Source organism: Streptomyces sp. NPDC048182 (genome assembly GCF_043202555.1).
Classification (GTDB): domain Bacteria; phylum Actinomycetota; class Actinomycetes; order Streptomycetales; family Streptomycetaceae; genus Streptomyces.
In genome coordinates this window covers 365,748-390,160 of sequence record NZ_JBIDAQ010000007.1, presented here as the reverse complement: position 1 = coordinate 390,160, position 24,413 = coordinate 365,748, and the positions used below count along the sequence as shown (strand labels likewise).

Annotated in this window: 24 protein-coding genes; 15 read left to right on the top strand and 9 right to left on the bottom strand. The window is 72.6% G+C overall.

Annotation, left to right across the window (positions count from 1 at the left end; all coding sequences use genetic code 11):
- Positions 1-682: 682 nt before the first annotated feature.
- The 6 genes from ACGFZL_RS17370 to ACGFZL_RS17345 all read left to right on the top strand — a co-directional run bounded on the left by ACGFZL_RS17370 (position 683) and on the right by ACGFZL_RS17345 (position 5,718).
- On the top strand, positions 683-1,225 hold the full coding sequence (locus ACGFZL_RS17370; protein WP_393692526.1) for a hypothetical protein: 543 nt from the start codon (positions 683-685) through the stop codon (positions 1,223-1,225).
- A 243-nt stretch (positions 1,226-1,468) separates the two neighbouring features.
- Positions 1,469-2,095, top strand: coding sequence for a hypothetical protein (locus ACGFZL_RS17365; protein WP_393692524.1), 627 nt, complete (start codon positions 1,469-1,471; stop codon positions 2,093-2,095).
- 155 nt (positions 2,096-2,250) lie between these two features.
- A complete protein-coding gene (locus tag ACGFZL_RS17360) occupies positions 2,251-2,694 on the top strand; it encodes a hypothetical protein (protein ID WP_393692522.1) in 444 nt (147 codons plus the stop codon).
- Positions 2,695-2,760: 66 nt separating this feature from the next.
- The gene (locus ACGFZL_RS17355; protein ID WP_393692520.1) at positions 2,761-3,957 is read left to right on the top strand and encodes an MAB_1171c family putative transporter; all 1,197 of its coding nucleotides are present in this window, start codon (positions 2,761-2,763) and stop codon (positions 3,955-3,957) included.
- Complete coding sequence (locus ACGFZL_RS17350; RefSeq protein WP_393692518.1) at positions 3,954-5,378, top strand: FAD-dependent oxidoreductase; 1,425 nt, start codon at positions 3,954-3,956, stop codon at positions 5,376-5,378. The genes ACGFZL_RS17355 and ACGFZL_RS17350 overlap by 4 nt, the downstream gene beginning before the upstream one ends.
- A gap of 64 nt (positions 5,379-5,442) precedes the next feature.
- Entirely contained in the window at positions 5,443-5,718 is a 276-nt protein-coding gene (locus tag ACGFZL_RS17345) for a hypothetical protein (protein ID WP_393692516.1), read from the top strand.
- Positions 5,719-5,960: 242 nt separating this feature from the next.
- Here ACGFZL_RS17345 and ACGFZL_RS17340 read toward each other — a convergent pair whose 3' ends face one another.
- From ACGFZL_RS17340 to ACGFZL_RS17325, 4 genes are all read right to left on the bottom strand, one after another.
- On the bottom strand, positions 5,961-6,431 hold the full coding sequence (locus ACGFZL_RS17340; protein ID WP_393692514.1) for a hypothetical protein: 471 nt from the start codon (positions 6,429-6,431) through the stop codon (positions 5,961-5,963).
- Between the two features lie 57 nt (positions 6,432-6,488).
- On the bottom strand, positions 6,489-7,064 hold the full coding sequence (locus ACGFZL_RS17335) for a VOC family protein (RefSeq protein ID WP_393692512.1): 576 nt from the start codon (positions 7,062-7,064) through the stop codon (positions 6,489-6,491).
- Between the two features lie 134 nt (positions 7,065-7,198).
- Positions 7,199-7,888: a GntR family transcriptional regulator gene (locus ACGFZL_RS17330; RefSeq protein ID WP_393692510.1), complete on the bottom strand. Its 690-nt coding sequence runs from the start codon at positions 7,886-7,888 to the stop codon at positions 7,199-7,201.
- A gap of 47 nt (positions 7,889-7,935) precedes the next feature.
- Complete coding sequence (locus tag ACGFZL_RS17325) at positions 7,936-8,424, bottom strand: Lrp/AsnC family transcriptional regulator (RefSeq protein WP_393692508.1); 489 nt, start codon at positions 8,422-8,424, stop codon at positions 7,936-7,938.
- 156 nt (positions 8,425-8,580) lie between these two features.
- On the opposite strand from ACGFZL_RS17325, the gene ACGFZL_RS17320 reads away from it, so the two are divergent.
- Together ACGFZL_RS17320 and ACGFZL_RS17315 are read left to right on the top strand one after the other, a co-directional pair.
- Positions 8,581-10,914: a transketolase-like TK C-terminal-containing protein gene (locus ACGFZL_RS17320; RefSeq protein ID WP_393692506.1), complete on the top strand. Its 2,334-nt coding sequence runs from the start codon at positions 8,581-8,583 to the stop codon at positions 10,912-10,914.
- An 83-nt stretch (positions 10,915-10,997) separates the two neighbouring features.
- Positions 10,998-11,576, top strand: a complete 579-nt coding sequence (locus tag ACGFZL_RS17315) for a dihydrofolate reductase family protein (RefSeq protein ID WP_393692550.1) — start codon at positions 10,998-11,000, stop codon at positions 11,574-11,576.
- Between the two features lie 12 nt (positions 11,577-11,588).
- On the opposite strand, the gene ACGFZL_RS17310 is transcribed toward ACGFZL_RS17315, so the two are convergent.
- Positions 11,589-12,512 (bottom strand): SDR family oxidoreductase, encoded by a 924-nt coding sequence (locus ACGFZL_RS17310; protein WP_393692504.1) that lies wholly within the window; start codon positions 12,510-12,512, stop codon positions 11,589-11,591.
- An 85-nt stretch (positions 12,513-12,597) separates the two neighbouring features.
- Between ACGFZL_RS17310 and ACGFZL_RS17305 the strand changes: the two genes are divergently transcribed.
- From ACGFZL_RS17305 to ACGFZL_RS17285, 5 genes are all read left to right on the top strand, one after another.
- The gene (locus ACGFZL_RS17305) at positions 12,598-13,173 is read left to right on the top strand and encodes a TetR/AcrR family transcriptional regulator (RefSeq protein WP_393692502.1); all 576 of its coding nucleotides are present in this window, start codon (positions 12,598-12,600) and stop codon (positions 13,171-13,173) included.
- Between the two features lie 83 nt (positions 13,174-13,256).
- Entirely contained in the window at positions 13,257-13,547 is a 291-nt protein-coding gene (locus ACGFZL_RS17300; protein WP_355173945.1) for a DUF1540 domain-containing protein, read from the top strand.
- Positions 13,548-13,607: 60 nt separating this feature from the next.
- Complete coding sequence (locus ACGFZL_RS17295; protein ID WP_393692500.1) at positions 13,608-14,981, top strand: NAD-dependent succinate-semialdehyde dehydrogenase; 1,374 nt, start codon at positions 13,608-13,610, stop codon at positions 14,979-14,981.
- A gap of 54 nt (positions 14,982-15,035) precedes the next feature.
- Positions 15,036-15,935, top strand: a complete 900-nt coding sequence (locus ACGFZL_RS17290; protein ID WP_393692498.1) for an NAD-dependent protein deacetylase — start codon at positions 15,036-15,038, stop codon at positions 15,933-15,935.
- 71 nt (positions 15,936-16,006) lie between these two features.
- Positions 16,007-16,804 carry a DUF4097 family beta strand repeat-containing protein gene (locus ACGFZL_RS17285; protein WP_393692496.1) on the top strand — a complete coding sequence of 266 codons (798 nt, stop codon included), beginning with the start codon at positions 16,007-16,009 and terminating at the stop codon, positions 16,802-16,804.
- Positions 16,805-16,817: 13 nt separating this feature from the next.
- Here ACGFZL_RS17285 and ACGFZL_RS17280 read toward each other — a convergent pair whose 3' ends face one another.
- Together ACGFZL_RS17280 and ACGFZL_RS17275 are read right to left on the bottom strand one after the other, a co-directional pair.
- On the bottom strand, positions 16,818-17,735 hold the full coding sequence (locus ACGFZL_RS17280) for an NADP-dependent oxidoreductase (protein ID WP_393692494.1): 918 nt from the start codon (positions 17,733-17,735) through the stop codon (positions 16,818-16,820).
- Between the two features lie 102 nt (positions 17,736-17,837).
- Positions 17,838-21,275 carry an RHS repeat-associated core domain-containing protein gene (locus ACGFZL_RS17275; RefSeq protein WP_393692492.1) on the bottom strand — a complete coding sequence of 1,146 codons (3,438 nt, stop codon included), beginning with the start codon at positions 21,273-21,275 and terminating at the stop codon, positions 17,838-17,840.
- 384 nt (positions 21,276-21,659) lie between these two features.
- Here ACGFZL_RS17275 and ACGFZL_RS17270 point away from each other — a divergent pair, with 384 nt between their 5' ends.
- Positions 21,660-22,034: a hypothetical protein gene (locus ACGFZL_RS17270; protein WP_393692491.1), complete on the top strand. Its 375-nt coding sequence runs from the start codon at positions 21,660-21,662 to the stop codon at positions 22,032-22,034.
- Between the two features lie 174 nt (positions 22,035-22,208).
- Complete coding sequence (locus ACGFZL_RS17265; protein ID WP_355173931.1) at positions 22,209-22,382, top strand: hypothetical protein; 174 nt, start codon at positions 22,209-22,211, stop codon at positions 22,380-22,382.
- Positions 22,383-22,508: 126 nt separating this feature from the next.
- On the opposite strand, the gene ACGFZL_RS17260 is transcribed toward ACGFZL_RS17265, so the two are convergent.
- Together ACGFZL_RS17260 and ACGFZL_RS17255 are read right to left on the bottom strand one after the other, a co-directional pair.
- Positions 22,509-23,750, bottom strand: coding sequence for a mannosyltransferase family protein (locus tag ACGFZL_RS17260; protein WP_407078455.1), 1,242 nt, complete (start codon positions 23,748-23,750; stop codon positions 22,509-22,511).
- Between the two features lie 179 nt (positions 23,751-23,929).
- A complete protein-coding gene (locus tag ACGFZL_RS17255; protein ID WP_355173927.1) occupies positions 23,930-24,382 on the bottom strand; it encodes a MarR family transcriptional regulator in 453 nt (150 codons plus the stop codon).
- Positions 24,383-24,413 lie beyond the last annotated feature (31 nt).

Genomic DNA, 24,413 nt, shown 5'->3' with positions numbered 1-24,413 from the left:
CACAAAGCAGCACTCAGCCGGCCATCCCCCACCAGCCCACCACGCGCAAGCAACAACACCGCAAGCACCGTATGGATCTTCACCCCCGACAACGGCACCTCCACCCCCGCCCGCACCACACACACCGGCCCCAACAACCGGAACTCCACCACCCCCGCCTCCCCCACACCCCCCAACCACTCACGCCCCACCACCCCAACACAACCCACCACAACCCCCACCCCCCCCCACAAACACACAAAGAAATACAGAAAGGACCGGAACCGGAACCCAAGACCAGGACCAGGCCCCCCTCCCGGACCGCCCCACAACACCCAAGCCCCCAGTGTGGGAAACCCGACCCCGCCCCCACAACACAAAACCCCGACACCTCAAGCACCCCTCCACCCACCCTCCAACCCCCACAGCCCGCAGACGGCACGCTCCACCGACCCCGACAGCAACGCCGGGACGCGCCACGCCGAGCAGCAGCCCGGCCACAGGCCGGCAGCGCCCCGCACCCGGCCCGCACACCCGGCACCCCCCGGCCCATCCTCAAGCACCCCCCAGGCGCCCCCGCGACGGACACCCCACCCCCGCCCGGTGAACACCAGACCCGCCACGACGGCCAAGAGATCACCAACCGCCGCAAGAGGACCACGACATGTACTGACCGGGACACCCGCAACCAAGGAGCCCCGACATGACCACCACCACCCGCCGGACCACCCTGACCGCGCTCGCCGCCCCCGCCGCACTCGCCGCGCTGCTGGCCCCGGCCGGCCCCGCCACCGCCGCCACAGCCACCGCCACCGCCACCGCGACCACCGCCGCCTACGACTGCGGAGCGGGCGGCAGCGGCACCCTCACCCTCACCGCGGCCACCACCGCCGCCACCAAATCCATCCGCATCGAATCCACCGACATCACCACCCAGTTCCCCTATCCGGCCGACTCCGTCACCTCCACCCTCACCCTCGACAAGACCACCGGCGGCGCCACCAGCCAGGTGACGTTCTCCGGCACCGTCAACCCCGCCGCCGCCGCCGGAGACCCCATCGCCTTCGGCCCCCTCCCCCTGACCACCGGCACCCTCACCACCGGCGACACCACCGACTCCCACACCCTGACCGGCACCCCCAACGCCGCCAACTGGTCACTCAGCCTCACCGTCACCAACAGCGGCGGCACCTTCACCTCCTACTGCACCGCCACCAGCGCGCAATCAACCCCCCTCACCTGGTAACCCCCACCCCCACACCCCCCAGGGGCCCCGGTCAGCACCACCGCCCGGGGCCCCCGGCACGTGCACCGTGAAACGCCCCACCACCCAGCGGCCTCCCCCGTCCCGCCTCGGCCACCAGCGCACGAAAGCCCCGTCAACGACCGCCCACCCAGCCCGAAACGCCCGTTGAACAACCAGGCCGGCAGCCGATAGGGTTCCCGCACTGTTGCGCTCCGACATCCCTGGCCCAGAGGGAGGAACCCGGTGGAGCCGGACCCGCCACTGGCAGCAACCCTCGACCGGCTGAGAGCCCTCCTGCGGGAACGAGGCATCCACCCCCGCGACGTACTCGACCCCCACAGCCTGTCCGCCGCAACCGCCCTGCCCGAACACACCGTCCGCGCCCTCCTCGAAGGCCGCCGGCCGCCCCCCGACACCGTCAGCGAACGCGTACGCACCCGCATCAAAACCCTCGCCGACGCCCACCTCGCCCACACCGGCCGGCCCATGTCCGACCTCGCCGCCCACATCTCCCGCCAACTCGGCATCTCCACCTACTGGGCCCGACAGATCTGCGCCGGCCAAAAGATGCCCAGCGTCGAACTCCTCCACGGCCTCGTCGCCGTCTTCCACATCGACCAAGGCGAAACCTTCTTCACCCGCCCCGCACCCCAAGCCCTCCACCACACCCTCCAACACCTCCTCACCACCCTCCAACCCCCCACCAACCCGCCCCCCACACCACCCACACCCAGCACCCCAACCCACCACAACGACATCCGCGGCATCGCCCTACGCCAAGCCCACGACCTCCCACCCGAACACTGGAACGTCCTCAACGCCACCCTCCACGCCCTCCTCCAACTCGACGACAACGAAACGGAACAGTGACCACCACACCGAGAGCGATGCGGCGACTGAGCGCCCGGCTGGCCGGCAACCTCACACCCCCCGCCGCCGGCGAAGACCTCTTCCGTTGCGTCGGCCGCGCCCTGAGCCGGGTACGCGGACGCCCCGTGCGACTGCGCACCACAGCGTTCCCGCCCATGACCGCCAGCGGTCTGTGGGTCAACCGCGCCGGCCACGACCTCATCGTCTACGAGGAGAACACCCGCCCCGAGCACCAACTCGTCATCATCGGCCACGAGGCCTGGCACATGCTCCACGGACACTGCGCCACCACACACCCGCACACCGCCCACCGCGCCGACCACACCGGCACCACCAGCGCTCTCGACCAACTCGCCGCCCGCCTGAGCGAAACCACCGGCGACGACAACTCCGAGGCAGAGGCCACGGACGCCGCACTGCACTACGCCGCACGCACCGACACCCGGGCACGACAAGAGGAAGTGGACGCCGAACGCTTCGGTTTCTTCTTCGCCACCGACGTCCAGGCGGCCCTCGACGAAGCGCATTCCACACCCCACGCACACGGACTACCCGCACGGCTCCAGCACTCCATGGCCCACCGATTCAAACGGCCCTGACCCGCCGCACTCCACACCACACACCAACGCCGGGGGGCCGCGGGCCGGGGAGGGGATCCACCACAGATGACGTCAGGTTCCAGCAACGCCGTCTTCTATGCCAGCGGGGTGGGACTGCTGCTGGTGTGCGCCCTGAAGGTCCCCGCCCTGATACGCAGACGCAGCGACTCGCTCCTGCGCGCGGCCTGCCTGCTCCTGCTCGCCGGCGGATGCATCATGCTCCTGGCCGCCCCCCGCTCCATCGTCGAACTGAACCGGGCCACCGGCGTGACCAATTTCGCCGCCCCGGTGGTCTACGCGACGACGACCGCCTACTCCGCGGCCAGCCTGCTGCTGATCATCAACTGGCGGCCCGCGCCCCCGGACCGCACCCGGCGGGCCTCACGGATCTGCGTCACCGTCTACAGCCTGGTCATCTGCGCCCTCTTCGCACTGTTCCGGGCCGGAGACGCCCCCGTGGAACAACTCACGCTCTTCGACGCCTACTACGCCAACACCCCCTACCTGCGCGAAATGATCGTCACCTACCTGCTGTCCCACGGCGTCGCCGCCATGACCACCAGCATCCTCTGCTGGCGGTGGTCGAAACAGGTCAACGGAACTCTGCGCACCGGACTGCGCTTCCTCGCCCCCGCCTACCTCCTGCACGTGTGCTACGACATCATGCGGCTGAGCGCCGTTGCAGCCCGGTGGACCGGCCACCACGACCTCGACTTCCTCATCGACCAGGTCTCCCCCACGCTCGCCGCTCCCTCCGCCGTACTCGGCGCCATCGGCTTCGCCCTCCCCCTCATCGGTCCCCGCATCGCCGCCACCACCCGCATCATCAGACAACTGCGCCACCTCACCCCCCTGTGGCAGGCACTGCGCCACGTACCCACCCCCGGCGCGATCCGCACCACCCTGCCCTGGTGGCGCACACCCCCCGCTGTGCTGCTGACCTGGCGCAGAACCGCCCTCTACGACGCCCTGCTCGCACTCGCCCCCTACTACGACCACACCGTGCGCCGGCAGGCACACCACGCGGCACGCCGAAAGGGCCACACCGAACCCACCGCGAGCGCCATCGCCGACGCGGCCATGATCCTCACCGCCCGGGAGCGCCAACGCACCCCGCCCCCACCCCCACCCGCCACCGGCGAGGCGCAGATCCCCCGATGGCATCCACCGGACCTCGTCCCGGTCTCCCTGGCCCTCACCTCCCCCGTCGTCCTCGACGTCCTCGCGACCACACCGGTCATCGAAGGAAGCAGCCCACCATGAGTCACGCCCCCCACCCCACCCCCACACGCGCCGTCATCGTGGGAGGCAGCATCGCGGGCATGCTCGCGGCCACCGCCGTCAAAGACCACGTCGAAACGGTCGACATCATCGAGGCCCACGATCTGCCCGACGGACCGCATCCCCGCACCGGCGTCCCCCAAGCCGCCCACCTGCACATCCTGCAGACCGGCGGCGCCGAAGCCATCAGCACCCTCCTGCCCGGCAGCATCGACCACCTGGTCGCCCAGGGCGCACACCGCATCCACATGACCACCAACACCCTCATCTACTCACCCGAAGGCTGGTACCGCCGCTGGCAACGCACCACCCACTACATCGTCGCCGCCAGCCGCGACCTCACCGACTACGTCATCCGCACCCAGACCCTCAAGGATCCGCGCATCCGCGTACGCCCCCACACCAGAGCCGTCAAACTCCTCGGCGACCACCACACCGTCACCGGAGTCCGGATACGCCACGCCGACGGCACCGAAGCCGACCTGGCCGCCACCCTCGTCATCGACGCCTCCGGACGCACCACCCGCACACCGAACTGGCTCGAAGAGCTCGGCATCACCGGCCTCACCGAAGACAGCGTGGACTCCGGCCTGGTCTACGCCAGCCGCCTCTACCGCGCCCCCGTACCGACCCGCGACTGGCCCATGATCGGCATCAACGCCGACCCCCGGCTGCCCGGTCCCGCCGCCGCCGGCGGCATCCTGCCCATCGAGGGCGAGCGTTGGCACGTCAGCCTCATGGGCGCACCCGGCCGCCGGCCCACCCGCGACACCGACGCCTTCCAACCCTTCGCCCGCGGCCTGCGCCACCCCCTCATCGGCGACCTCATCGCCCATGCCGAGCCCCTCAGCGACATCCACGTCACCCACAGCACCGCCAACCGGCGTCACCGCTACGAACGCCTGGCCCGCTGGCCGGAGAACCTCACCGTCCTCGGCGACGCCGTCGCCGCCTTCAACCCCGTCTACGCCCAAGGCATCTCGGTGACCGCGCAGAGCGCCCTCGCCCTGCGCGAACATCTCCGAGGCGCTCCGGCCGGCCGCCCGAGCGCCCACCGCCTCCAGCGCGCCATCGGCCGCATCGTCAACACCGCGTGGACGCTCTCCACCGGCCAGGACATCCACTTCGCCACCACCCAGGGCAAGAAGCCGAGCGCCGTCGACCGGATGCTCCACCGCTACGTCAGCCGTCTCTCACGTGCCGCGACCGGCTCCTTCCACGCGGCCACCGCCCTCACCGACGTACTCGCCCTCCAAGCCCACCCGGCCTCACTCGCCGCACCCGCCGTACTCCTCGACGCACTCACCGGCCCTCTGCGCCCGACGCTCCAACACCCCCCACTCACCGCGGCCGAACGCACACTCCTCGAGAACCTGCGGCGCCATGACCGCCCCCGGGGGTGAACCCGATCAGGTACGTCAGCCGGAGGCCGTGGGACGGCGGGGAGCGGATGTTCTGGGGGGCCCGGTGGCCGACTTCGTCTCTCTGGCGTTATTCGGCGACATCGAGGGCGACGAGGCGTTCCTGGCGGGGTACGCCGGTGCCGGCGGGGAGGCCGGCTTCACCGACTCCGTGCGGCTGCGGCTGGAGCTGTACCGCTGCTGCCTGTATCTGATCATGCTGGTCGAGGCCGTGCCGCGGCGTCACTCGCGCGAGCAGCGGGCCTGGGTCACGCGGCACGCGGACGGCGGCCTGGTGCGGGCGCTCGACGCGGTGGAGGCGGCCGGGCGGAGCGCGCTGTGATCGCGCCGGTGACCTCGGGCGTGGCCCTCGGGGTGCGCGTACCGGGCCTGCGGCCTGCTGTCGTCGTCGCGGCCGGCCGCCGAGGACGGTTCGGTCCGGCACCACCTGATGGACCCCGCCTGGCACTCCCGGATGGATGACGCCATCCGCCGCTCGGCCGCCCGCTCGCCCGCGCCGAGGCCGCGGCGCAGCGGGGCCCCGGCCTGACCGTGCCGCGCGGCCCAACCGGGCAGGCCCGCCCCTCAGCGTTCGGCCGGCACCGGCCGACCGGCGGCCTGCTCGGGACGGGTCCCGCTCGCGTACGCCTCGCGGACCGCCGGGACCAGGGCCCTGGCGCGTTCGGGGTCGGCCCGCTCGGTGCGCAGCTTGAGGAGGTCGCCGGAGCGGCGGTCGGCGGGGATGTCGGCGGTGCGAGCCGCGACCAGGACGTGGAAGTGCACGAACGCCTCCCCGAACATGAGCATGTACGTGGTCTCCGCCCCGGTGGCCTCGGTGACGGCGGCGACCAGGTCCCGGGCGCGCCGGCCGAAGGTCTCCTGCTCCTCGCCGTTCAGGCCGGTGATCCGCTCCGCGTGGCGCCGGGCGCGCAGGAAGAACCAGCCGGGTACGTCGTAGCCGGGGACGACCTCCGCGGCCCAGAGGTCGTCGCGGAACACCACGAGGGCGTCGTCGGACTGTTCGAGGCCGCAGATAAGGCACTGCTGCTCTTCCACGTGCTGCTCCTGGTCGGGATCGGGCGTCGGTCCGGTGGCCGCGGGGCCCGGCTCGGGTCAGTCCGCGGCGCCCATGAGGACCGGCATGGGGTCGGGGAGGTCCGCGCGGAGTGCCCAGGCGCGGTCGCACAGTTCCTCCACGGTCGCGCCGTCACGGCGGGCCTCCAGGAGGGCCTCCGGGTCGAAGGAGGGCCCGACGGAGTCGGCGGCGTACTCGGCCCCCTTCATGTAGGCGGTCGCGTCGTCCGGCTCGGCGAAGCGGTCGATCTGCATCTCGACCATGTTCCCGTCGGGGTCGCGGTAGTACATCGAGGTGGTGACGCCGTGCGCGATGCAGACGGCGGGCAGCACGTCGCGGTCGCGCAGCAGGACGTACCTGGTGAGCAGGTCGTCCAGGGAGTCGAAGGTGTAGGCGACGTGGTGCATCGCGGCGATGTCGGGCGTCCTGCGCCGCAGCGGTACGGGCGGGTGGATGAGGGCCACTCGGTGGTGCTCTTCGTCGAAGGTGATGAACGACAGCGCCTCGTCCTGGTACACGACGTGGCCGTCGAGGACGGTGCAGTACCAGTCGCGCATCTCCTGCGGCCGGGCGGTCTGGAAAACGACGTGGGCGAACTTGGGGCTCGCGGACATATCGGGTCTCCCTGGACGCTGTGCCTGCGGGTGCGCACCACCGTACTGGTGATATGTGATAACAGCCAGCCCCTGGATCGAGCCTCTTGTCGAGTCTTCTCAGGACGGGTGGGAGGAGGCGGGGCGCCGCGGCCTCAGTCCGCGATGGCCGCGATGCCCTGCTGGGCGATCTGCTCGTTGACGTCGAGGTGGTGCAGGACCGCCTGGGCGGCGCGGCCTGGGTCGCGTTCGGCGACGGCGGCGAGGAGCTGCGTGTGGGCGGCTTCCCGGCGGCGGGGTTCGTCGGGGTCGCTGTCGCGGTTGCCGAAGGCGAGGCGCACGTAGCGTTCGGCCGAGTGCCAGAGCATCCTCAGAACGCGCAGGTCCCAGTCGGTGGCCGCGGGGCGCAGCAGGTCGAGGTGGAACTCGTGGTGCGTCTCGTAGATCTCCTCGAGGCCCAAGCCGGGGTCGGCGAAGATCTCCAGGTGGGCGGTGAGCCGGGCGTGATCACGGTCGGTCAGCAGCAGGCAGGCGCGGCCGGCGAGTTCCGGTTCGATCTGCCGGCGCAGGCGGTAGATCGCTCGCAGGTCCTCGCGGCTGAGCGGGGCGACGGTGGCGCTCTTGCCGCGGGCGGTGATGACGAGGCCCTGGCCCTCCAAGTGCCGCAACGCCTCCCGCACGGGGATGATGCTGACGCCCAGGCGCCCGGCGATCTCGCGGAGGGAGAAGTCCTGCCCGGGCCGGAGGTCACCGGCGAGGATGGAGCGCCGGATCTCCTTGGTCACCTGCTCCACCACGGACAGCGGCTGCAGGCGACGCACGCCGGCCCCACCGGCTCCCGCCACGATGGCCCTCCTTCGGGCAGCTTCCGTGCGCTGCCGCCCGGATGTTATCAGCCATGCCGCCGCGCCGCGGCCCGCTGCAGGAGCGGGGTGAGGCGGTACCCGACCAGTCGGCGCATGACGAGCGCGGTCTGGGTGCGCTCCACCCCGGGGACGGCCAGGAGGCGGCCGGCGACGCGGTAGAGGTCGTCCGCGTCGGTGGCCACCACGTGGACCAGCAGGTCGCTCTCGCCCGTGAGGCCGTGCACCTCGAGCACCTCGGGGACGGCGCCGAGCGCGGCGGCGACCTCGTCGAGACGTCGCTGGACGACGTGGGCGGTGACGTACGCGGCCAGCGGGTAGCCGAGCGCGGCCGGGCTGACCCGGCGGTCGAACGACTCCACGGCCCTGCTGCCCTCCAGCGCCGTCAGCCGGGACCGGACGGTGTTGCGGCTGACGCCCGCCTGCTCGGCGAGGGCGACGGCGGTGGCCCGGGGGTGCGCGGCGAGAGCGAGGAGGAGCCGGGCATCGGTGTGGTCTATCCGCGCCGGAGGGGTCACGATGCGCACCTTCTCGGGGAGCAGGGGACGGATTCGGAGCACGCTGCACTGTTATCACACGTTCTCTTGCGCACATTCTGGCCGGATGATGTGCTCCACCACAACGACCGACCGCTCACCGGGTGCCCCTCGTGCCGCCAGGAGGTCCTTGCCGTCATGACCACCGCTCCCGCCCGGCCCGGCGCCCCCGGCGCCTCGGGCCACGGCTCGTACGACGTCCTGCGCGAGGTGGAGGACCGTGTGCTGTGGCTGTCCAGCGCCATCGTGCACCACGCCAACCGGGTGCGTCCCAACCCGTCGGGACTCAAGGTGGGGGGTCACCAGGCCTCCTGCGCCTCGATGGTGTCGCTCACGACGACCCTGTGGTTCCGGCATCTGCGGCCGGAGGACCGGGTGTCGGTCAAGCCGCACGCCTCTCCGGTCCTGCACGCCGTCAACTACCTGCAGGGCGCGCTCGACGCGGGGTATCTGAGCAGCCTGCGCGAGTTCGGTGGCCTGCAGAGCTATCCGAGCCGGTCGAAGGACCCCGATCCGGTCGACTACTCGACCGGTTCCGTCGGCATCGGGGCCACCGCCACCATCTGGGGGGCGATCGCCCGCCGCTACTCCTCGGCGGACGCGGGCATGGCGGCCGGACGGCAGTACGCCCTGGTCGGCGATGCCGAGCTGGACGAGGGCGCGGTCTGGGAGGCCGTCCTCGACCCGCAGGTCGCCGGACTCGGCGAGCTGGTCTGGATCGTCGACCTCAACCGGCAGTCGCTGGACCGGGTCGTGCCCGACATCGCCGCGGACCGGCTGCGCGGCATGTTCGCCTCGGCCGGCTGGCAGGTGCTCACCCTCAAGTACGGCGCCCTGCTGGAGGAGCTGTTCGCCCGCGAGGGGGGCGAGGAGCTGCGCCGCCGCATCGACGCGATGCCCAACCCGGAGTACCAGCGGATGCTGCGCTGTTCGGCCGGCGAGCTGCGGGAGCGGCTGCCCGGTTCCGGCGCCGGCTCCGGGCCGGTCGCGGCGCTCCTGAGCGGTCTTGACGACGCGACCGTGCTGCGGGCCGTGCGCAACCTGGGCGGTCACGACCTCTCCGCCATCGACGGCGCGCTCGGCGCCGTGGACGACGGCCGTCCCACGGTGATCTTCGCCTACACCGTCAAGGGGTACGGCCTGCCCACCCAGGGGCACCCGCAGAACCACTCCTCCCTGCTGACCGAGGCCCAGATCGCGGAGCTGGCGGCGCGGACAGGTGCCGACCCGGCCCTGCCCTGGGCCGGGTTCCCGGCCGACTCGCCGCCCGGGCGGCTGTGCGCCGAGGCGGGGGCGCGGCTGCGCCGCGAGCCGGTGGTGACGCGGCAGCCGCCGCGGGTGCCCGCCGACATCGGGCGTACGCCGACCGGCACCGCGACCACCCAGGCGGCCCTCGGCCGGGTCCTGCTCGACCTGACCCGCGCCGCGCCGGAGGCCGCCCGCCGCGTCGTGACCGTCAGTCCGGACGTCAGCTCGTCCACGAACCTGGGCGGCTGGGTCAACAAGGTCGGGGTCTGGTCCCCCACCGAGCGGGTCGACTGGTTCCACGACGACGCCGAGACCCTGCTGCACTGGCGGGAGAAGCCGTCCGGCCAGCACATCGAGCTGGGCATCGCCGAGACCAACCTGGTCGGGATGCTCGGCGAGCTGGGCGCGACCTGGAGCCGCTGGGGTGAGCCGCTGCTGCCCATCGGCGTGCTGTACGACCCCTTCGTGCAGCGCGCCCTGGAGCCCTGGTCCTTCGGGATCTACGCCGGCGGCCAGTCCGTCCTCGTCGGTACGCCCTCCGGCGTCACCCTCGCCCCCGAGGGCGGCGCCCACCAGTCCGTCACCACGCCCTCGCTCGGCATCGAGCAGCCCGGCTGCACCACCTGGGAGCCGGCGTTCGCGATCGACACCGAGTGGGCCCTGCTGGCCGCGCTCTCCCGGCTGGGCCGGGCCGACGGCGGCTCCGCCTACCTGCGCCTGTCCACCCGGCCGGTCGACCAGACGCTGGCGGAGGTGCCCGCCGACCCGGCCGCCCGGGAACGCCGCCGGCGCCAGGTGGTCGCCGGCGGCTATCCGCTGCGCCGCACCGAGCGCCCCCGGGTCACCATCGCCGCCATGGGCGCCATGGTCACCGAGGCCCTGGCGGCGGCCGACCGGCTCGGGGCGCTGGGCGTCCCGGCGGACGTCGTCTGCGTCACCAGTCCCGGGCTCCTCTTCCAGGCCCTGGACGCCCGCGGCGGCGACGGCGGCGCCAGCACCTGGATCCTCGACCAGGTCCTGCCCGCCGCGCGGGCCACTCCCCTGGTCACCGTCCTCGACGGCCACCCGCACACGCTGGCCTTTCTCGCGGCCGTGCGCCAGGTGCCGCTGCGCACCCTGGGCGTGACCCGGTTCGGCCAGTCCGGCTCGCTGGACGAGGTGTACCGCCACCACGGCATCGACACCGACAGCGTCATCCGCGCCGCCCTCGATCTGGCTCAGTGACCGGACCAGCGATGAGTCACGCCGTGGTCGCCGGTCTGCACTACCGGAACGACCCGACCGACCTGTCCGGCGAGGAGCACACCATGTCCGCTTCGTACACCTTCGACGTCTTCTCCAGCCTCGACGGCTTCGGCGCCGCGAGCGGCGACTGGACCGGCTACTGGGGGAAGCAGGGGCCCGAGCTGCTCGACCACCGCCTCGCCCTGTACGACGAGCGGCAGCGGATGGTCTTCGGGGCCAACACCTATCGGCTGTTCGCCGGGATGCTGGCCGCGAGCACCGAGGACTCCGACGTGCGCGACCCGTGGGTGACGCGCATGTGGCGCATGCCGGCGACCATCGTGTCGACCACGCTGGAGGAACCGGTGGACCGGCCGGACGCCGAGGTCGTCGCCGGCGACGCCCTGGACGTCGTCGCGCGGCTCAAGGAGGAGTCCGACGTACCGCTGCGCTCGCACGGCAGCCTGGCGATGAACCGGGCCCTGATGGCCGCCGGCCTGGTCGACCGGGTGCAGGTGACGCTGTTCCCCGTGATCACCGGCAGGACCGGGCTCGATCCGCTCTTCCGGGGCGCGGAGGACTTCGACCTGGAGCTGCTCGAGCACCGGACGCTGGACGGCCACATCCAGGAGCTCGTCTACCGCCCGAGCCTGCACGGCTGACGCCGGACTCCGTCAGGCGGACCGTGCCGTCTCGCGGAAGTAGTGGCCCTTGTCCAGGTCTTCCAGGAGTCCGGCCTGGGTGGGCCGCCAGTCCAGCAGTTCACCGGTGACGGTGTGGGACATCCGGGCGTCGAGGGCGAGGAAGGTGCTCAGCCAGGTGAAGTGGTCGGCGGCGTCCTCGGGGGCGACGGAGACCACGGGGACGTCCAGGTGGCGGCCGATCACTTCGGCGACGTCCCGGAGCGGGACACCGTCCTCGGCGGCGCCGTGCAGCACCGAGCCGGCCGGGGCCCGCTCCACGGCGAGCCGGAACAGCCGGGCGGCGTCGAGGCGGTGGACGGCCGGCCACTGCTGGGTGCCGTCGCCGAGGTAACCGGAGGCACCGCGGGCGCGGGCGGTGGCGACGAGGGCTGCCATGAAGCCGTTGTCGCCGTCGCCGTGACAGGTCGGCGACAGGCGGACGACGGACGAGCGCACGCCGCGCGAGGCGAGGGCGAGGACGGCCTGGGAGGTGGCGGCGCGGACGGACGCCGGTGAGCCGTCGATCGTGGGCATGTCGCGCTCGGTCGCCAGGTGTCCCGGCCGCAGGCCGATCACCCCGGAGGCGATGACGAAGGGACGGTCGGTGCCGGCCAGCGCGTCCCCGAAGGCGTCGACGGCGCGGCGGTCGGCTTCGGCCGCGGCGCGGAAGTCGCCACTGAAGGCGATGTCGTGCTTGAAGGCGAGATGGACGACCCCGTCCGACGCGGCGGCCGTCTCCTTGAGGAGGTCCAGGTCGTCGACGGTGCCGCGGACGCTGTGGGCGCCGGCGGCGTCGAGCGCGGCGGCGGACTCCTCCGAGCGGGCGAGCCCGACGACCTGGTGGCCGGCGTCGATGAGCTCGGGGACGAGTGCGGAGCCGATCCAGCCGGACGCTCCGGTGACGAAGACACGCATGGGAAACACCTCGGACCATCGATGTCAGTGACTGTCATCGACGGTACACCTGATGGCAGGCACTGTCATCACATAGAATCGCCGCATGGGCAGATGGGAGCCGGACGCGCGCGGACGCCTGGCCGCGGCGGCGCTGGAGCTGTACGGCGCACGCGGCTACGAGCAGACCACCGTGGCGGAGATCGCCCGGCGGGCCGGGCTGACGGAGCGGACCTTCTTCCGGCACTACGCGGACAAGCGCGAGGTCCTCTTCGACGGCTCCGACACCCTGCTGAAGCTGTTCACGGACGCGGTCGCCGGGGCCCCGGTCGGCACGGCGCCGCTGGACGCGGTGGCGGCCGCCCTCGACGCCGCCGCCGAGTTCTTCACCGACCGCCGCGACCACTCCCGCCGCCGGCAGGCCGTCATCGCGGCGCACGCGGAACTGCGGGAGCGGGAGCTGATCAAGCTCGCCTCCATCGCGTCCGCCCTGACCGAAGCCCTGATGGGGCGGGGGGTCGCACAGCCGGCCGCCGCGCTGAGCGCCGAAGCGGGGGTCGCCGTGTTCAAGATCGGTTTCGAGCGGTGGGTCGGCGCCGAGGAGGACGCGCCGATGGGGCGGCTCATGCGGGAGACCCTGGAGGCACTCAGGGAAATCGCCAGTGACGAATTGGCGGAATGACGCATTCACGGCCTCTCCGGAATGCCAGTGAGGCAAGGCTTCATTTCCTGGCGGGGGTTTCGGGCGGGGTCTACCGTGGAGATATGACCACGCTTCAGGACATGCCCCAGGTTCACAGCTGTTCGGCCACCAACTGCTCCTACAACCAGGCGTCCGACTGCCACGCCGGTGCGATCACCGTCGGCGGCGACCACGCGCACTGCGGCACATTCGTCGAGATAACGCCGCGTTCGGGAATGGACCGCAATGGTCTCGTCGGCGCCTGCCACCGCTCCGACTGCGTGCACAACGACAAACTCGAATGCACCGCCGCGGCCGTCGACATCGGCCCGCGCGACGACGTCGCCGACTGCCTCACCTATTCGGCCAGGTAGCGACAGGTAACGGACGAGACGCCCGAGTGTTCCGGTCTGTCCGGTGGGTAGTCGGTGCCCATGGAACACTACCGAGTCGTCAATCCCGCCACCGGCGAGACCGTGCGGGAATACCCCACCGCCACCGATGCCGAACTGCGAGACGCGTTGGATCTGGCCGACGGCGCCCAGCGCGCGTGGGCCGCCCGCGAGCCCGCCGACCGCGCCGCCGTGCTGCACCGGGTCGCGGACCTGTACGAGGAGCGCAAGGAGGCGCTCGCCGCCGTGATCACCCGCGAGATGGGCAAGCCCGTCAAGCAGGCCCTCGGCGAGCTGCGGACGGTCGTGTCGATCTATCGCTACTACGCCGATCACGGCGAGGAGTTCCTCCGCGAGGAGGAGCTGGAGGTCGCCTCCGGCGGTCGGGCCGTCGTCCGCAAGGAGGCGGTCGGCACGCTGCTGGGGATCATGCCGTGGAACTTCCCGTACTACCAGGTGGCCCGGTTCGCCGCGCCCAACCTGATGCTCGGCAACGCGGTGCTGCTCAAGCACGCGCCGCAGTGTCCCGAGTCCGCGCTGGAGATGGAGCGGCTGTTCCAGGACGCGGGGCTGCCGAAGGGCGCCTACGTCAACGTCTTCGCCACCAACGACCAGGTCGCGACCCTGATCGCGGACGACCGTGTCCAGGGCGTCTCCCTGACCGGCTCGGAGCGGGCCGGGGCGGCGGTGGCCGAGATCGCCGGTCGCAACCTCAAGAAGGTCGTGCTGGAGCTGGGCGGCTCCGACCCCTACCTGATCCTCGGCGTCTCCGATCTGGACCGGGTCGTGAAGAACACCCTCGCCGGGCGGATGGCCAACGCCGGGCAGGCGTGCAACGCCTCCAAGCGGATCATCGCCCTGGAGGAGCACTACGCCGGATTCGCCGAGCGGTACGCCGAGGCGGTGCGCGGCATCGTGCCGGGCGACCCCGCCGACCCGGACACCTTCATGGGGCCGCTCTCCTCCGAGAAGGCGGTCGAGACACTGGACGAGCAGGTCCAGGACGCCGTGTCCAAGGGCGCGACGGTGCTGGCGGGCGGTCGGCGCATCGACCGTCCCGGCGCCTGGTACGAGCCGACCGTGCTGGCTGGGATCACCCCGGACATGCGGGCCTACCAGGAGGAGCTGTTCGGCCCCGTGGCGCTGCTGTTCCGGGTGGGCTCGGAGGACGAGGCGGTCGAGTTCGCCAACAACTCGCCGTACGGACTGAGCGCCTCGGTGCAGACCGACGACGAGCAGCAGGCCGAGCGGGTGGCACGGCGGCTGGAGACCGGGATGGTGTTCGTCGGCGGACCGGCCGGCACCGCGGCCGAGCTGCCCTTCGGCGGGGTCAAGCGCTCCGGGTTCGGCCGGGAGCTGGGCCGGTTCGGTATGGAGGAGTTCGCCAACCACAAGCTGGTCAAGCTGGTGCGCTGACCGGCAGCCGGCCCGTCCCGACGGCGGGCCGGCCCGCTTTCGTACCCTTGCAGCATGCGCATGCGCCCCACCCTGAACTGGGTCCCCGACGGGGACCTGCCGCCGGGTACCACGGACTGGGTGCCGGTCGCCGACGCGCTCAGGAGCGGCGGGGTGCTGGTGCTCAGCGGCGCGGGCATCTCGACCGAGTCGGGAATCCCCGACTACCGGGGCGAGGGCGGGAGCCTGAGCCGGCACACGCCGATGACCTACCAGGAGTTCGTCTCGGACCCCCAGGCCCGGCGCCGGTACTGGGCGCGCAGTCATCTGGGCTGGCGGGTCTTCGGCGGCGCCCGGCCCAACACCGGGCACCTGGCCGTGGCGGCCTTCGCGCGGCACGGGCTGCTCTCGGGCGTGATCACGCAGAACGTCGACGGGCTGCACCAGGCCGCGGGCAGCGCGGACGTCGTGGAGCTGCACGGCAGCCTCGGGCGGATCGTGTGCCTGTCCTGCGGCGCCGCCGGTTCACGCCGGGGACTGGCCCGCCGGCTGGAGGCGGCCAACCCGGGGTTCGCGCCGGTGGCCGCCGGGATCAATCCGGACGGCGACGCCGACCTCACAGACGACCAGGTGCGGGGATTCCAGGTGGTGCCCTGCGCGCGCTGCGGCGGCGTCCTCAAGCCGGACGTGGTGTTCTTCGGCGAGACCGTGCCGCCGCAGCGGGTGGAGCAGTGCCGTGAGGCGGTCCGTGCGGCGGCCTCCCTGCTGGTCCTCGGCTCCTCGCTGACGGTGATGTCCGGGCTGCGGTTCGTGCGCCAGGCGGCCCGGGAGGGCAAGCCGGTGCTGATCGTCAACCGGGATCCGACGCGTGGCGACCGGGAGGCCCTCGCCCGGGTCGCGCTCCCGCTGGGGCAGGTCCTCGGCGGTGTGGCGGCCCGGCTGGGGGTCCCCGTCGACGGCGTACGCCCGGACTGAGACCCGGCGCCGGGAGCCGTCCGGTTCCCGGACCGCTCGGTGAAGTCGGCCCCCCGGGGCATACGGACGCCATGACGTCCTCATGGAGCAGGTCCGGCCGTGCGGCCCGGGCCGGGTGTGCGCTGATCCCGCTCCTCGCGCTGACGGCCTGCGGCCACCACGGCGACGGTGACCGGCCGTTGCCCGGCACCCGGACCGGCGAACGCGGCGAGGGGTTCCGGAGGGCCTCGGTCGACGACGGCGACCGGCTGGTCATCACCACCCAGGGCGGTGTGCGGGTCGTCGGGACCGACGACCACGACGTGACGGTGGACGACGCGACCCTCGCCCGCTGGGACGGCGACGGATCCTCGCACACCCTCGACCTGCCCTGCGACGAGGGCGACGACCGGGCCCGCGAGAACTGCGGCGGCATGCCGCTGGTGCACGTGCCGGCCGGGGTCACGCTGACCGTGCGGGCCCGCAACGCCGGGATCGACGTGAGCGACGTCCGGGGCGGACTGAGCCTGAGCACCGTCAACGGGGACGTCACGGTGCAGGACTCCGGCGCGAAGGGGACGCTCCAGCGCCTCGTGACGCGCAACGGCTCCGTCCGCGCGACCGGTCTGGGCGCCCGCACCGTGGGCGCCGAGACGGTCAACGGCGATGTCGACCTGCTGTGCGCGACCTCGCCCGACACGCTCGACGGCGTGACCCGCAACGGCTCGGTCCGGGTGACCCTGCCGGCGGACGCCCCGGCGTACGCGACCGAGGCGAGCACCGTCAACGGCCGCTCCACCGCGGACGCCCCGGCCGCGGGACCGGCGGACTCCCGGCACCGGCTGACCCTGCGCACGGTCAACGGCGACACCGAGATCCACCGGGGTTAGCAGCCGCGGACGGTCAGGGCAGCAGGACGATCTTGCCCCGGGTGTGGCGGTCGGCGAGTCGCCGGTAGGCCGCGCGGACGTCGGCGAGCGGGTACGTCGCGGCGACCGGGATGTCGAGTTCGCCGGAGGCGGCGAGCCGGGCGAGGTGGCCCAGTACGCCGGCGTCGATGACCTGGCTGGACCCCACGGTCTGCGCGCCCAGGCGGCCGGCGGCCTCGAAGTCGATGACGCTGTTCATCCGGCCGGGCGCGACGCCGAGTTCGACGCCGAGGTCGAGGTAGCCGCCGCCGTGGGTGTCGATCAGCGCGTCGACACCCTGCGGGGCCGCCTCCCGGATGCGGGCGTCCTGTCCCTCGCCGTAGGTCACGGGGACGATGCCGTGCTCGCGCAGCCAGTCGTGGTTGCCCTCGCCGGCCAGACCGATGACGGTGGCCCCAGCCAGCCGCGCGAGCTGGGCCGCGACGCCGCCGACGCCGCCCGCGGCGGAGGAGACCACGACGGTCTCCCCGGACCGCGGGGCGACGGCGGTGACGCAGGCGTAGCCGGCCGCGGGCGCCACGAACATCGAGCCGGCCACCTCCCAGCTCAGCCCGTCCGGCTTGCGGACCACCTGCTCGGCGGGCACGGACACCAGCTCGGCCTGGGCGGAGCGCTCGTCGGTCCAGCCGAGGACGGGCTCCCCCGGTGCGAACCCGGCCACGCCGTCCCCGACCGCTTCCACCGTGCCGGCGAAGTCGCTGCCCTGCCCGGAGGGGAAGGTGGAGGGCCACATCTCGTGCATCGCGCCCGACCGGATGGCGGCCTCCCCCGGGTTGATCGACGTGGCCTTCACCCGGACGACGACCCCGCCCGGGGCCGCCACCGGGTCGTCGACGTCCCGGACCTCCAGGACGTCCTCGTCGCCGTAGCTGTCGAACCGCACCGCTTTCATGTCCGCGCTCTCCTCGGGTCGGGGGGGCGGTCCCGTCGGGCCCGCCCCCTCATCCTCACCCGGTTCCGCGCGGCACACCCCCGGAGGAGTGGCCGCCCGGGGTCAGAAGGTGTACGAGGCGCGGACCGAGCACTTGGGGCTGCTCCACTTCGGGCTCACCGCCGCGGACGCCGACCCGCTCGCGAGGTCGACCGTGCCGCTGGCCGGACCCGCCGAGCAGGTGGCCGGCACGCTGAACCCCTTGCTCGCGCTGCCGCTGCCCACCTCGACCCCGCCGCTGACGCCGGGCGAGCCGAAGCCGGCCGAGAGGCTGAGGTGGAAGGAGCCGTCGCTGTTGACGGTGCCGCCCACGCCGAGGCAGACGTAGTAGCAGGCCTCGCCGCTGGCGGTGCCGGAGAGCAGGCCGCCGGGGTCGATGCGGTTGACTGGGTCGCCCTCGGCGTACAGGTAGGGGTTCTTCTCCTGCCCTGAGGGGTCGGGCTGGGTGAAGCGGGCGAGCTGCGGGTCGTAGTAGCGGTTGCCGAGGTGGTAGAGGCCGGTGGCGTCCTGCTGGCCGCCGGCGAAGCGGTAGGGCTGGGGCACGGTCTCGGTGGTGCCGGTGCGGGGCAGGCCGGTGGGCGTGTAGGCGTAGGTGTTGGTCCGCTTGCCCGACTCGTCGACCAGCCCGATGACCGAGCCGAGGGCGTCGGTCAGGTAGTAGTTGCTCGCGCCGCCGGTGGAGGCGGAGTTGAGGGTGCCGCCTGGTTCGCGGATGAACTCGGTGTCCTTGCCGGCCCTGGTCTGGCCGGACAGTCCGAGCGGGCCGTTGTGGAAGACGGTGTCGCCGAGGCGGGTGCGCTCGCTGCTGTCGGTGCTGGCGTACTGGGCGGCGTAGGAGCTGCCGCCGGTGGTCAGGGACTTGAGCTGGCCGTAGCCGGTGTACTGCTCGGCGGTGCGGGCGGCCTGCTCGGTGGGGGCGCCGGCGGTCTCGTTGCCCGCCTTGTCGTAGGACCACCCGGTGGTCACGCCGTTGCGCGCGGTCAGCTGGGAGGCGTCGTCGTAGGTGTAGGCGGTGGGCGCCGGGCAGCCGATCCGGTCGCCCTGCGAGGTGAGGTTGCCGGCCGCGTCGAAGCAGTACTGCCAGGAGGTCTCCCGGCCCTCCGGGTCGGTCTCCTTGGCCAGCGAGAGCCGGCCGCTCCCGTCGTAGGAGTAGTCGGTACGGGTTCTGGTCAGGGTGTCGGTGCGGGTGCGGACCTTGGTGCCGTCCTTCGTCTGGCCGCCGGCGGCGTAGGCGTAGGTGTAGGCGAGGTGGTCGGAGATGATGCCGGAGGGGGTGACGACCCGGATGTCCTTCGGCCGGCCGGAGGCGTCCAGCTCCTGGGTCTGGGCGGTGCCGCCGGGGTAGGTGGTCCGGGTGCGCCGGTCCTCGTTGTCGTAGGCGTACGTGGTCTTCTTGCCCTGCGGGCCGGTCAGCTGGGTCAGCCGGTCGGCGGCGTCCCACTGGTAGGCGGTGGTGCCGCCCGGGTCGCGGTAGGTGTCGACGTTGCCGTCGGCGGTGTAGGCGAGGACGGTCTGCGAGCCGTCCTGGAGGGTGCGGATCGTCTCCCGGCTCAGGGCGTCGAACTGGTAGCGCTGGGTGCCGGTGGCGTCGGTGCGGGTGGTGAGGTTGCCGTCGCCGTCATAGGTGTAGGTGACGTCCGGGGAGCCGGCGGTGGTCACCGAGGTCACGCGGTCGCGCCGGTCGTAGGTGTAGCTCACCTTGACGCCGCGTCCGTCGGTCGCGGTCGCCGTGCGCCCGAGGGCGTCGTACGTGTAGGTGGTGCGGCCCAGCGGGGCGGGCGGGGTGGCGGTGTCCAGGTTGCCCGCGGTGTCGTAGTGGAACTCCGTCTTCTTGCCCCGTGCGTCGGTGGCCGTGCAGATCTGGCCCTGGAAGCCGCCGCAGCGCGGGGTGGCCTCGTTGTAGGCGAAGGTCCGGGTGCCGCCGCCGGTGCCGGTGGTGGCGACGGAGGCGGTGTTGCCGGCCGCGTCGTAGGTGTAGGACGTCTTCTCGCCGTCGGCGCCGGTGCTGCTGCTGGGGCGCTCGGCGCCGGCCACCGTCTGCCACTGGCCGGTGCTGGTCGCCCCGGTGGGCAGCTTCGCCGACGTGGGGTTGTTGCGGGTGTCCCAGCCGTAGGCGGTGACATTGCCGCCGGAGCCGCCGCTGCCGGTGCCCATGGCGTCGGTGGCGGTCTGCAGGAGGTGGTTCTGGTAGGTGGAGGAGCGGCCGTGGCCGAGGGCGTCGGTGACCTTCTGCATCTCGCCGTCGGCGTTGTGCTCGTAGGTCGTCCTGTGGCCGAGCGGGTCGGTGACCGTGGTGGTGCCCTGCTCGGCCGGGCCGGCCGCGCTGTAGGCGTAGGTGTAGGTGGGGCCGCTGCCTCCGTCGCCGTTCTCGGCGTAGCGGCGCATGGAGGTGACGCGGTCGGCGGTGTCGTAGGTGAAGGCGGTCGAGCGTCCTTCGGAGCTGGTCACCTTGGTCACCCGGCCGTCGCCGTCGTAGGCGTACGCGGTGGTGTGGCCGGTGGTGTCGGTGGTGCGCAGGACGTCGCCGTGGTCGGCGCTCAGGTCGTAGGTGACCGTGCGGCCGGTGCTGTCCTTGGCGCTCCAGCGGGTGGTACCGGTGCGGGTGAGGTCGATCCAGCGGCCCGAGCGGGTCTCGGTGAGCTTGAAGCCGGCCGAGGCGCCGGTCTGCGGGTCGAGGTGGGCGGTGACGGTGAGGACGCCGCCGTTGCGGTCGGTGGTCTTCGTCAGGCGCCCGTTGCCGTCGTAGGCGGCGGCGGTGCCGGAGCCCCGGTCGGTGAGGGTGTAGGTGCCGTCGGCGTTCTTGCGCAGGTCCTTGGACCAGCCGGTGGGGGTGGTGAAGGTGCCGTCGGCGTTCCGGGTGAACTCCAGGGTCGCGCCGGTGTCGTCGTAGGCGAGCACGGAGCCCGCGCCGGACACGTCGAGGTTGCGTTCCCAGTTGAGCCACCAGGGCCGGCTGACCTGGCCCTCGGGGGCGGTGAACGAGTTGTGGGTGCGGTTGAGTTGCAGCTTCTGTCCGACGCCGGGGATGTCGAAGTCGGTGGCGGCGAGCATGAGGTTGCCGGTGGAGTAGTCGATCCGGCCGGTCAGGGCGTCCGTCATCCGGAAGCCGAAGACGCGGTGCCAGGGTACGTCGCCCTGGCCGCGCGGGACGAAGCCCGCGGCGGGGGCGAGGGCGGACGGGGCGGCGGAGCGCCGGCCGCCGTGCCGCAGCCGGTCCGACTCCCGCTGTCGCCAGGCCCGTTCGGCAGCGGACGGGGCGGCGGAGGCGGCCGTGCGGGGCGGGCGGGTGGTGCCGGTGCGTACCGGCGGCATCGCGGCGCGGCCGTGGTCGCCCCAGTGGGAGCCGTCGCCGGGAGCGGGTCCCGGGGCCGCCGTCGCGGGGGCCACGGCGGCGCCGAGGGCCAGGGCGACGAGTACGGCGGTGAAGGAGCGGGCGGCCCGTGGGCGGCCGGAACGTATACGCGTGCGTCGGCGACGCGCGTCGCTGCGCGACAAGGACATCGTTTCCCCCATGGATGTGATGGCACGGGGGCCACGAGAGCCACCCGGCTCCCTCAAAGTGGCATGCCGCCGCCGGACGGGGGCGGCCGATTCCCCGAATCGCGCTGAGTATGCGGGGCTTTATGTGGCCATCGTCGAACAGGCGGATCACGGTGGTGTTTCCTGCGCCGGGCCGCGCCGACGTGCTGCTGCGGGGATTTCGGGCGGTTCGCGAACATGGCCGGTTCCCGGGGGCGGAAGAGATTCCTCCGAAGAGCGCAGCCGGTACAAAAGGTGAGGTGAGCGGGTCGTCGGCTGCCGCACTCGACGGGTGCGCGCGGAATCGCGCCTGTCACTTCTTCCCGCCTGTCACTTCTTCCCGCCGTGCACCGAACGGAGTTCATCGTGCGTCAGCGTCTGCTGCTCCCCCTGCTCGCCTCCGCCGCTCTCACGGGTGTCCTGGCCCTGGCACCCACCGCGTCCGCCGAGGCCGATCCGGCCGGCTGCGGCAAGCAGTTCTTCTGCATCTACGCCGGCGAGGGCCAGACCGGCCAGCTCCTGGTGAAGTCCCAGCACAGCTGGACCGGCAGCGTCAGCGGGCGGTCGGTGTTCAACAACGGCATCCCCTACCCCGACGCCGACCACATCCAGCTGACCTGGACCTACCAGGGTGCGACCTACGAGCAGTGCCTGCACTACAACCCGGGTCCTGGCACCTACAAGCTCGACTTCGCCGAGGGGGTCACGTTCACCCGGGCCAAGTGGCGCGGGGAGTGCTGAGCGGACCGCTCGTGGACGATCCCGTGCCGGCGGCCGGTACGGGTCCGCTGCCGCGCGTCGGCGCGCCGCTCCTCTCGTCCTGCCGGGCGCGGTCGGTCCGAGGGGAGCTGTTTCGGCCGCGCGGGCCCGGGCAAGCGGACGGCACAGTCGAACGCCGCCTACGGAAGGAACATCGTGAGCGCAGGAGAGAAGGCCAAGGCGAAGACCGAGAAGGTCGTCGGCAAGGCGGTCAAGAAGACGGCGCACGCGGTCGGCGACGACACCACCGCGGCCAAGGGCGCGGCGCTCCAGGCACGGGGTGAGGCGCGGGACGCCAAGGAGAAGTCGAAGGGCAAGCTCAAGCCCTGACGGGCTCGCTCCCAGAGGCCGGCCCAGTAGCCCGCAGCCCCCGAGACCCCTCGGCGCTTGTCGCGCGAGGTGGGTCCGGGGGCTGCGGGCTCGTGTCGTGGGTTGCGTGTCGTGGGTGGTCGCGGGTTAGCCCGCCCAGCGGCCCGACAGGAAGGTGACCATGTAGATCGCCGAGACGGGGGCGACGACGCAGAGGTAGGCCGTCTTGATCTGCGGCCTGCGCAGGCTCCAGGCGGCCAGGCCGATCCACAGGGGCCACCACAGGAGGGTGGACCGGGGGATGGACAGGTACCAGTAGGACGTGCCGAGGCTCCACAACGTGAGCCCGATGTAGGCGCCCTCCGCCCAGCGGCGCCGCCACAGGAGGACGCCCAGCAGGACGATCCCCACGACCATGGCGAGCAGTTCGGCCTGGAACATGAGGCCGTAGCCGGTCTTCTGCTGGTGGGCGAAGGCGGCGTCCCAGGTGACCGACCAGCTGTCCCACGGGAGGTCGAACGTCCGGTACCACCCGCGCTCCTGGGCGTGCTTCCAGGCCATCCAGTCGCCGGTCTGCGCCTGGAGGTACCAGGAGTACAGCGCCGCGGGCAGGGCGGGCAGGGCCAGCCACGGCAGGGCGCGCCAGGGGGCGTCGGAGCGGGGCCTGAGGAGGAAGTGGAGGGCGACGGCGGCGGCGAGGAAGAGGCCGCTGATCCGTACCGACGTGGCCAGGGCGGTCAGCGCAGCCGCCAGGGGCCAGTGGTGCCGGAGGGCGGCGAGCCAGGCCGGCAGGGCCAGGGCGAGGAAGAGCGCCTCGGTGTAGCCGACGGCGAGGAACACCGCGCACGGCGACAGGAGGAAGAAGAGGACGGTGCGCGGTCCGACCTCCTCGGCCGCGGTGTAGTGCCGCGCGATGCGGGCCAGGGCGAGGACGGCGACCGCTCCGGCGCAGAAGGAGATCAGCAGGCCCGCCACCGTCCACTGCGGGACGATCGTGTGCACCGCGCGCAGGAGCATGGGGAAGCCGGGGAAGAAGGCCTCTCTGTTGTCCCCGCCCGCCTGGCCGGCACCCGGCTGCGGGTCGGGGAAGTAGCCGTCGCGCGCTATGTGCAGGTAGTGGGCCCAGTCCCACTGCTCGAACGGCGCCAGGACCGGGCCGGCGTCATGGGTGTCCGGCTGGGAGGGGAAGAGCCAGCGGGTGCAGTAGGCCGTCACCCACAGGGACAGCCGGGTCAGCAGGTACAGCCACAGCACCTCGCGGTCGCCGGGTTTCAGCACGCCGGACGCCCGCTCGCGCCCCCAGGTCGCCGCCCTGGACGGAGGCCGCTCCCGCTGCGCCTGTATTCGCCCGGGCAGCGCGGAGCGGAGGTCGAACGACATGAGGGGCATTGGTACTGCCTTTCAGGCATCGGTGGGCGCCGTGGGGCGGCCCGGTGTCCGGTCGGCGGGGCGGGGGGCGGGGTGCGGTGGCTCCCGACAGTGTCCGGTGCCACGGGTGCCATCCAAACCGATCGCCCCGAGTGACGGTCGTCACACCCCCCGGCCGCCCGATCCACGACCGGTGATCGCTACGCCTCGTGCAGGCGGGTCAGGAGATCGGTGAGTCGGCGGCGGTCCTCCTCGTCCAGGGGGGCGAGGAGGGCGGCGTTGGCCCGTTCCGCGAGCGCGGCGCAGCGTTGCAGGGTGCGTGTGCCGGCCGGTGTCACCCGCACGGCGTTCTTGCGGCGGTCCCGCGGATCGGGTTCGCGGACCGCGAGGCCGGCTCGCTCCAGGTGGTTGAGCAGGTGGACGACGTCCTTGGCGTCGAAGCCGAGCCGGCGCACGAGGTCGGCCTGGGCGACCGGGCCGTACTCCGACACGGCCGCGAGCACGGCGTGTTGCGGGAGCCGCAGGCCCTCCTCGGCGATGGCGTCGGCGATCAGGCTGCGGCCGCGGGCGGCCACCCGGCCGGCCAGCCAGCTGGGCAGGGACTGGATGTGCGCCAGGGCGCCGGGGGCGGGAGTCGCGCCGTCGGGAGTCATGGCCGGAGCCTAGTCGTAATTCATTGGCGTC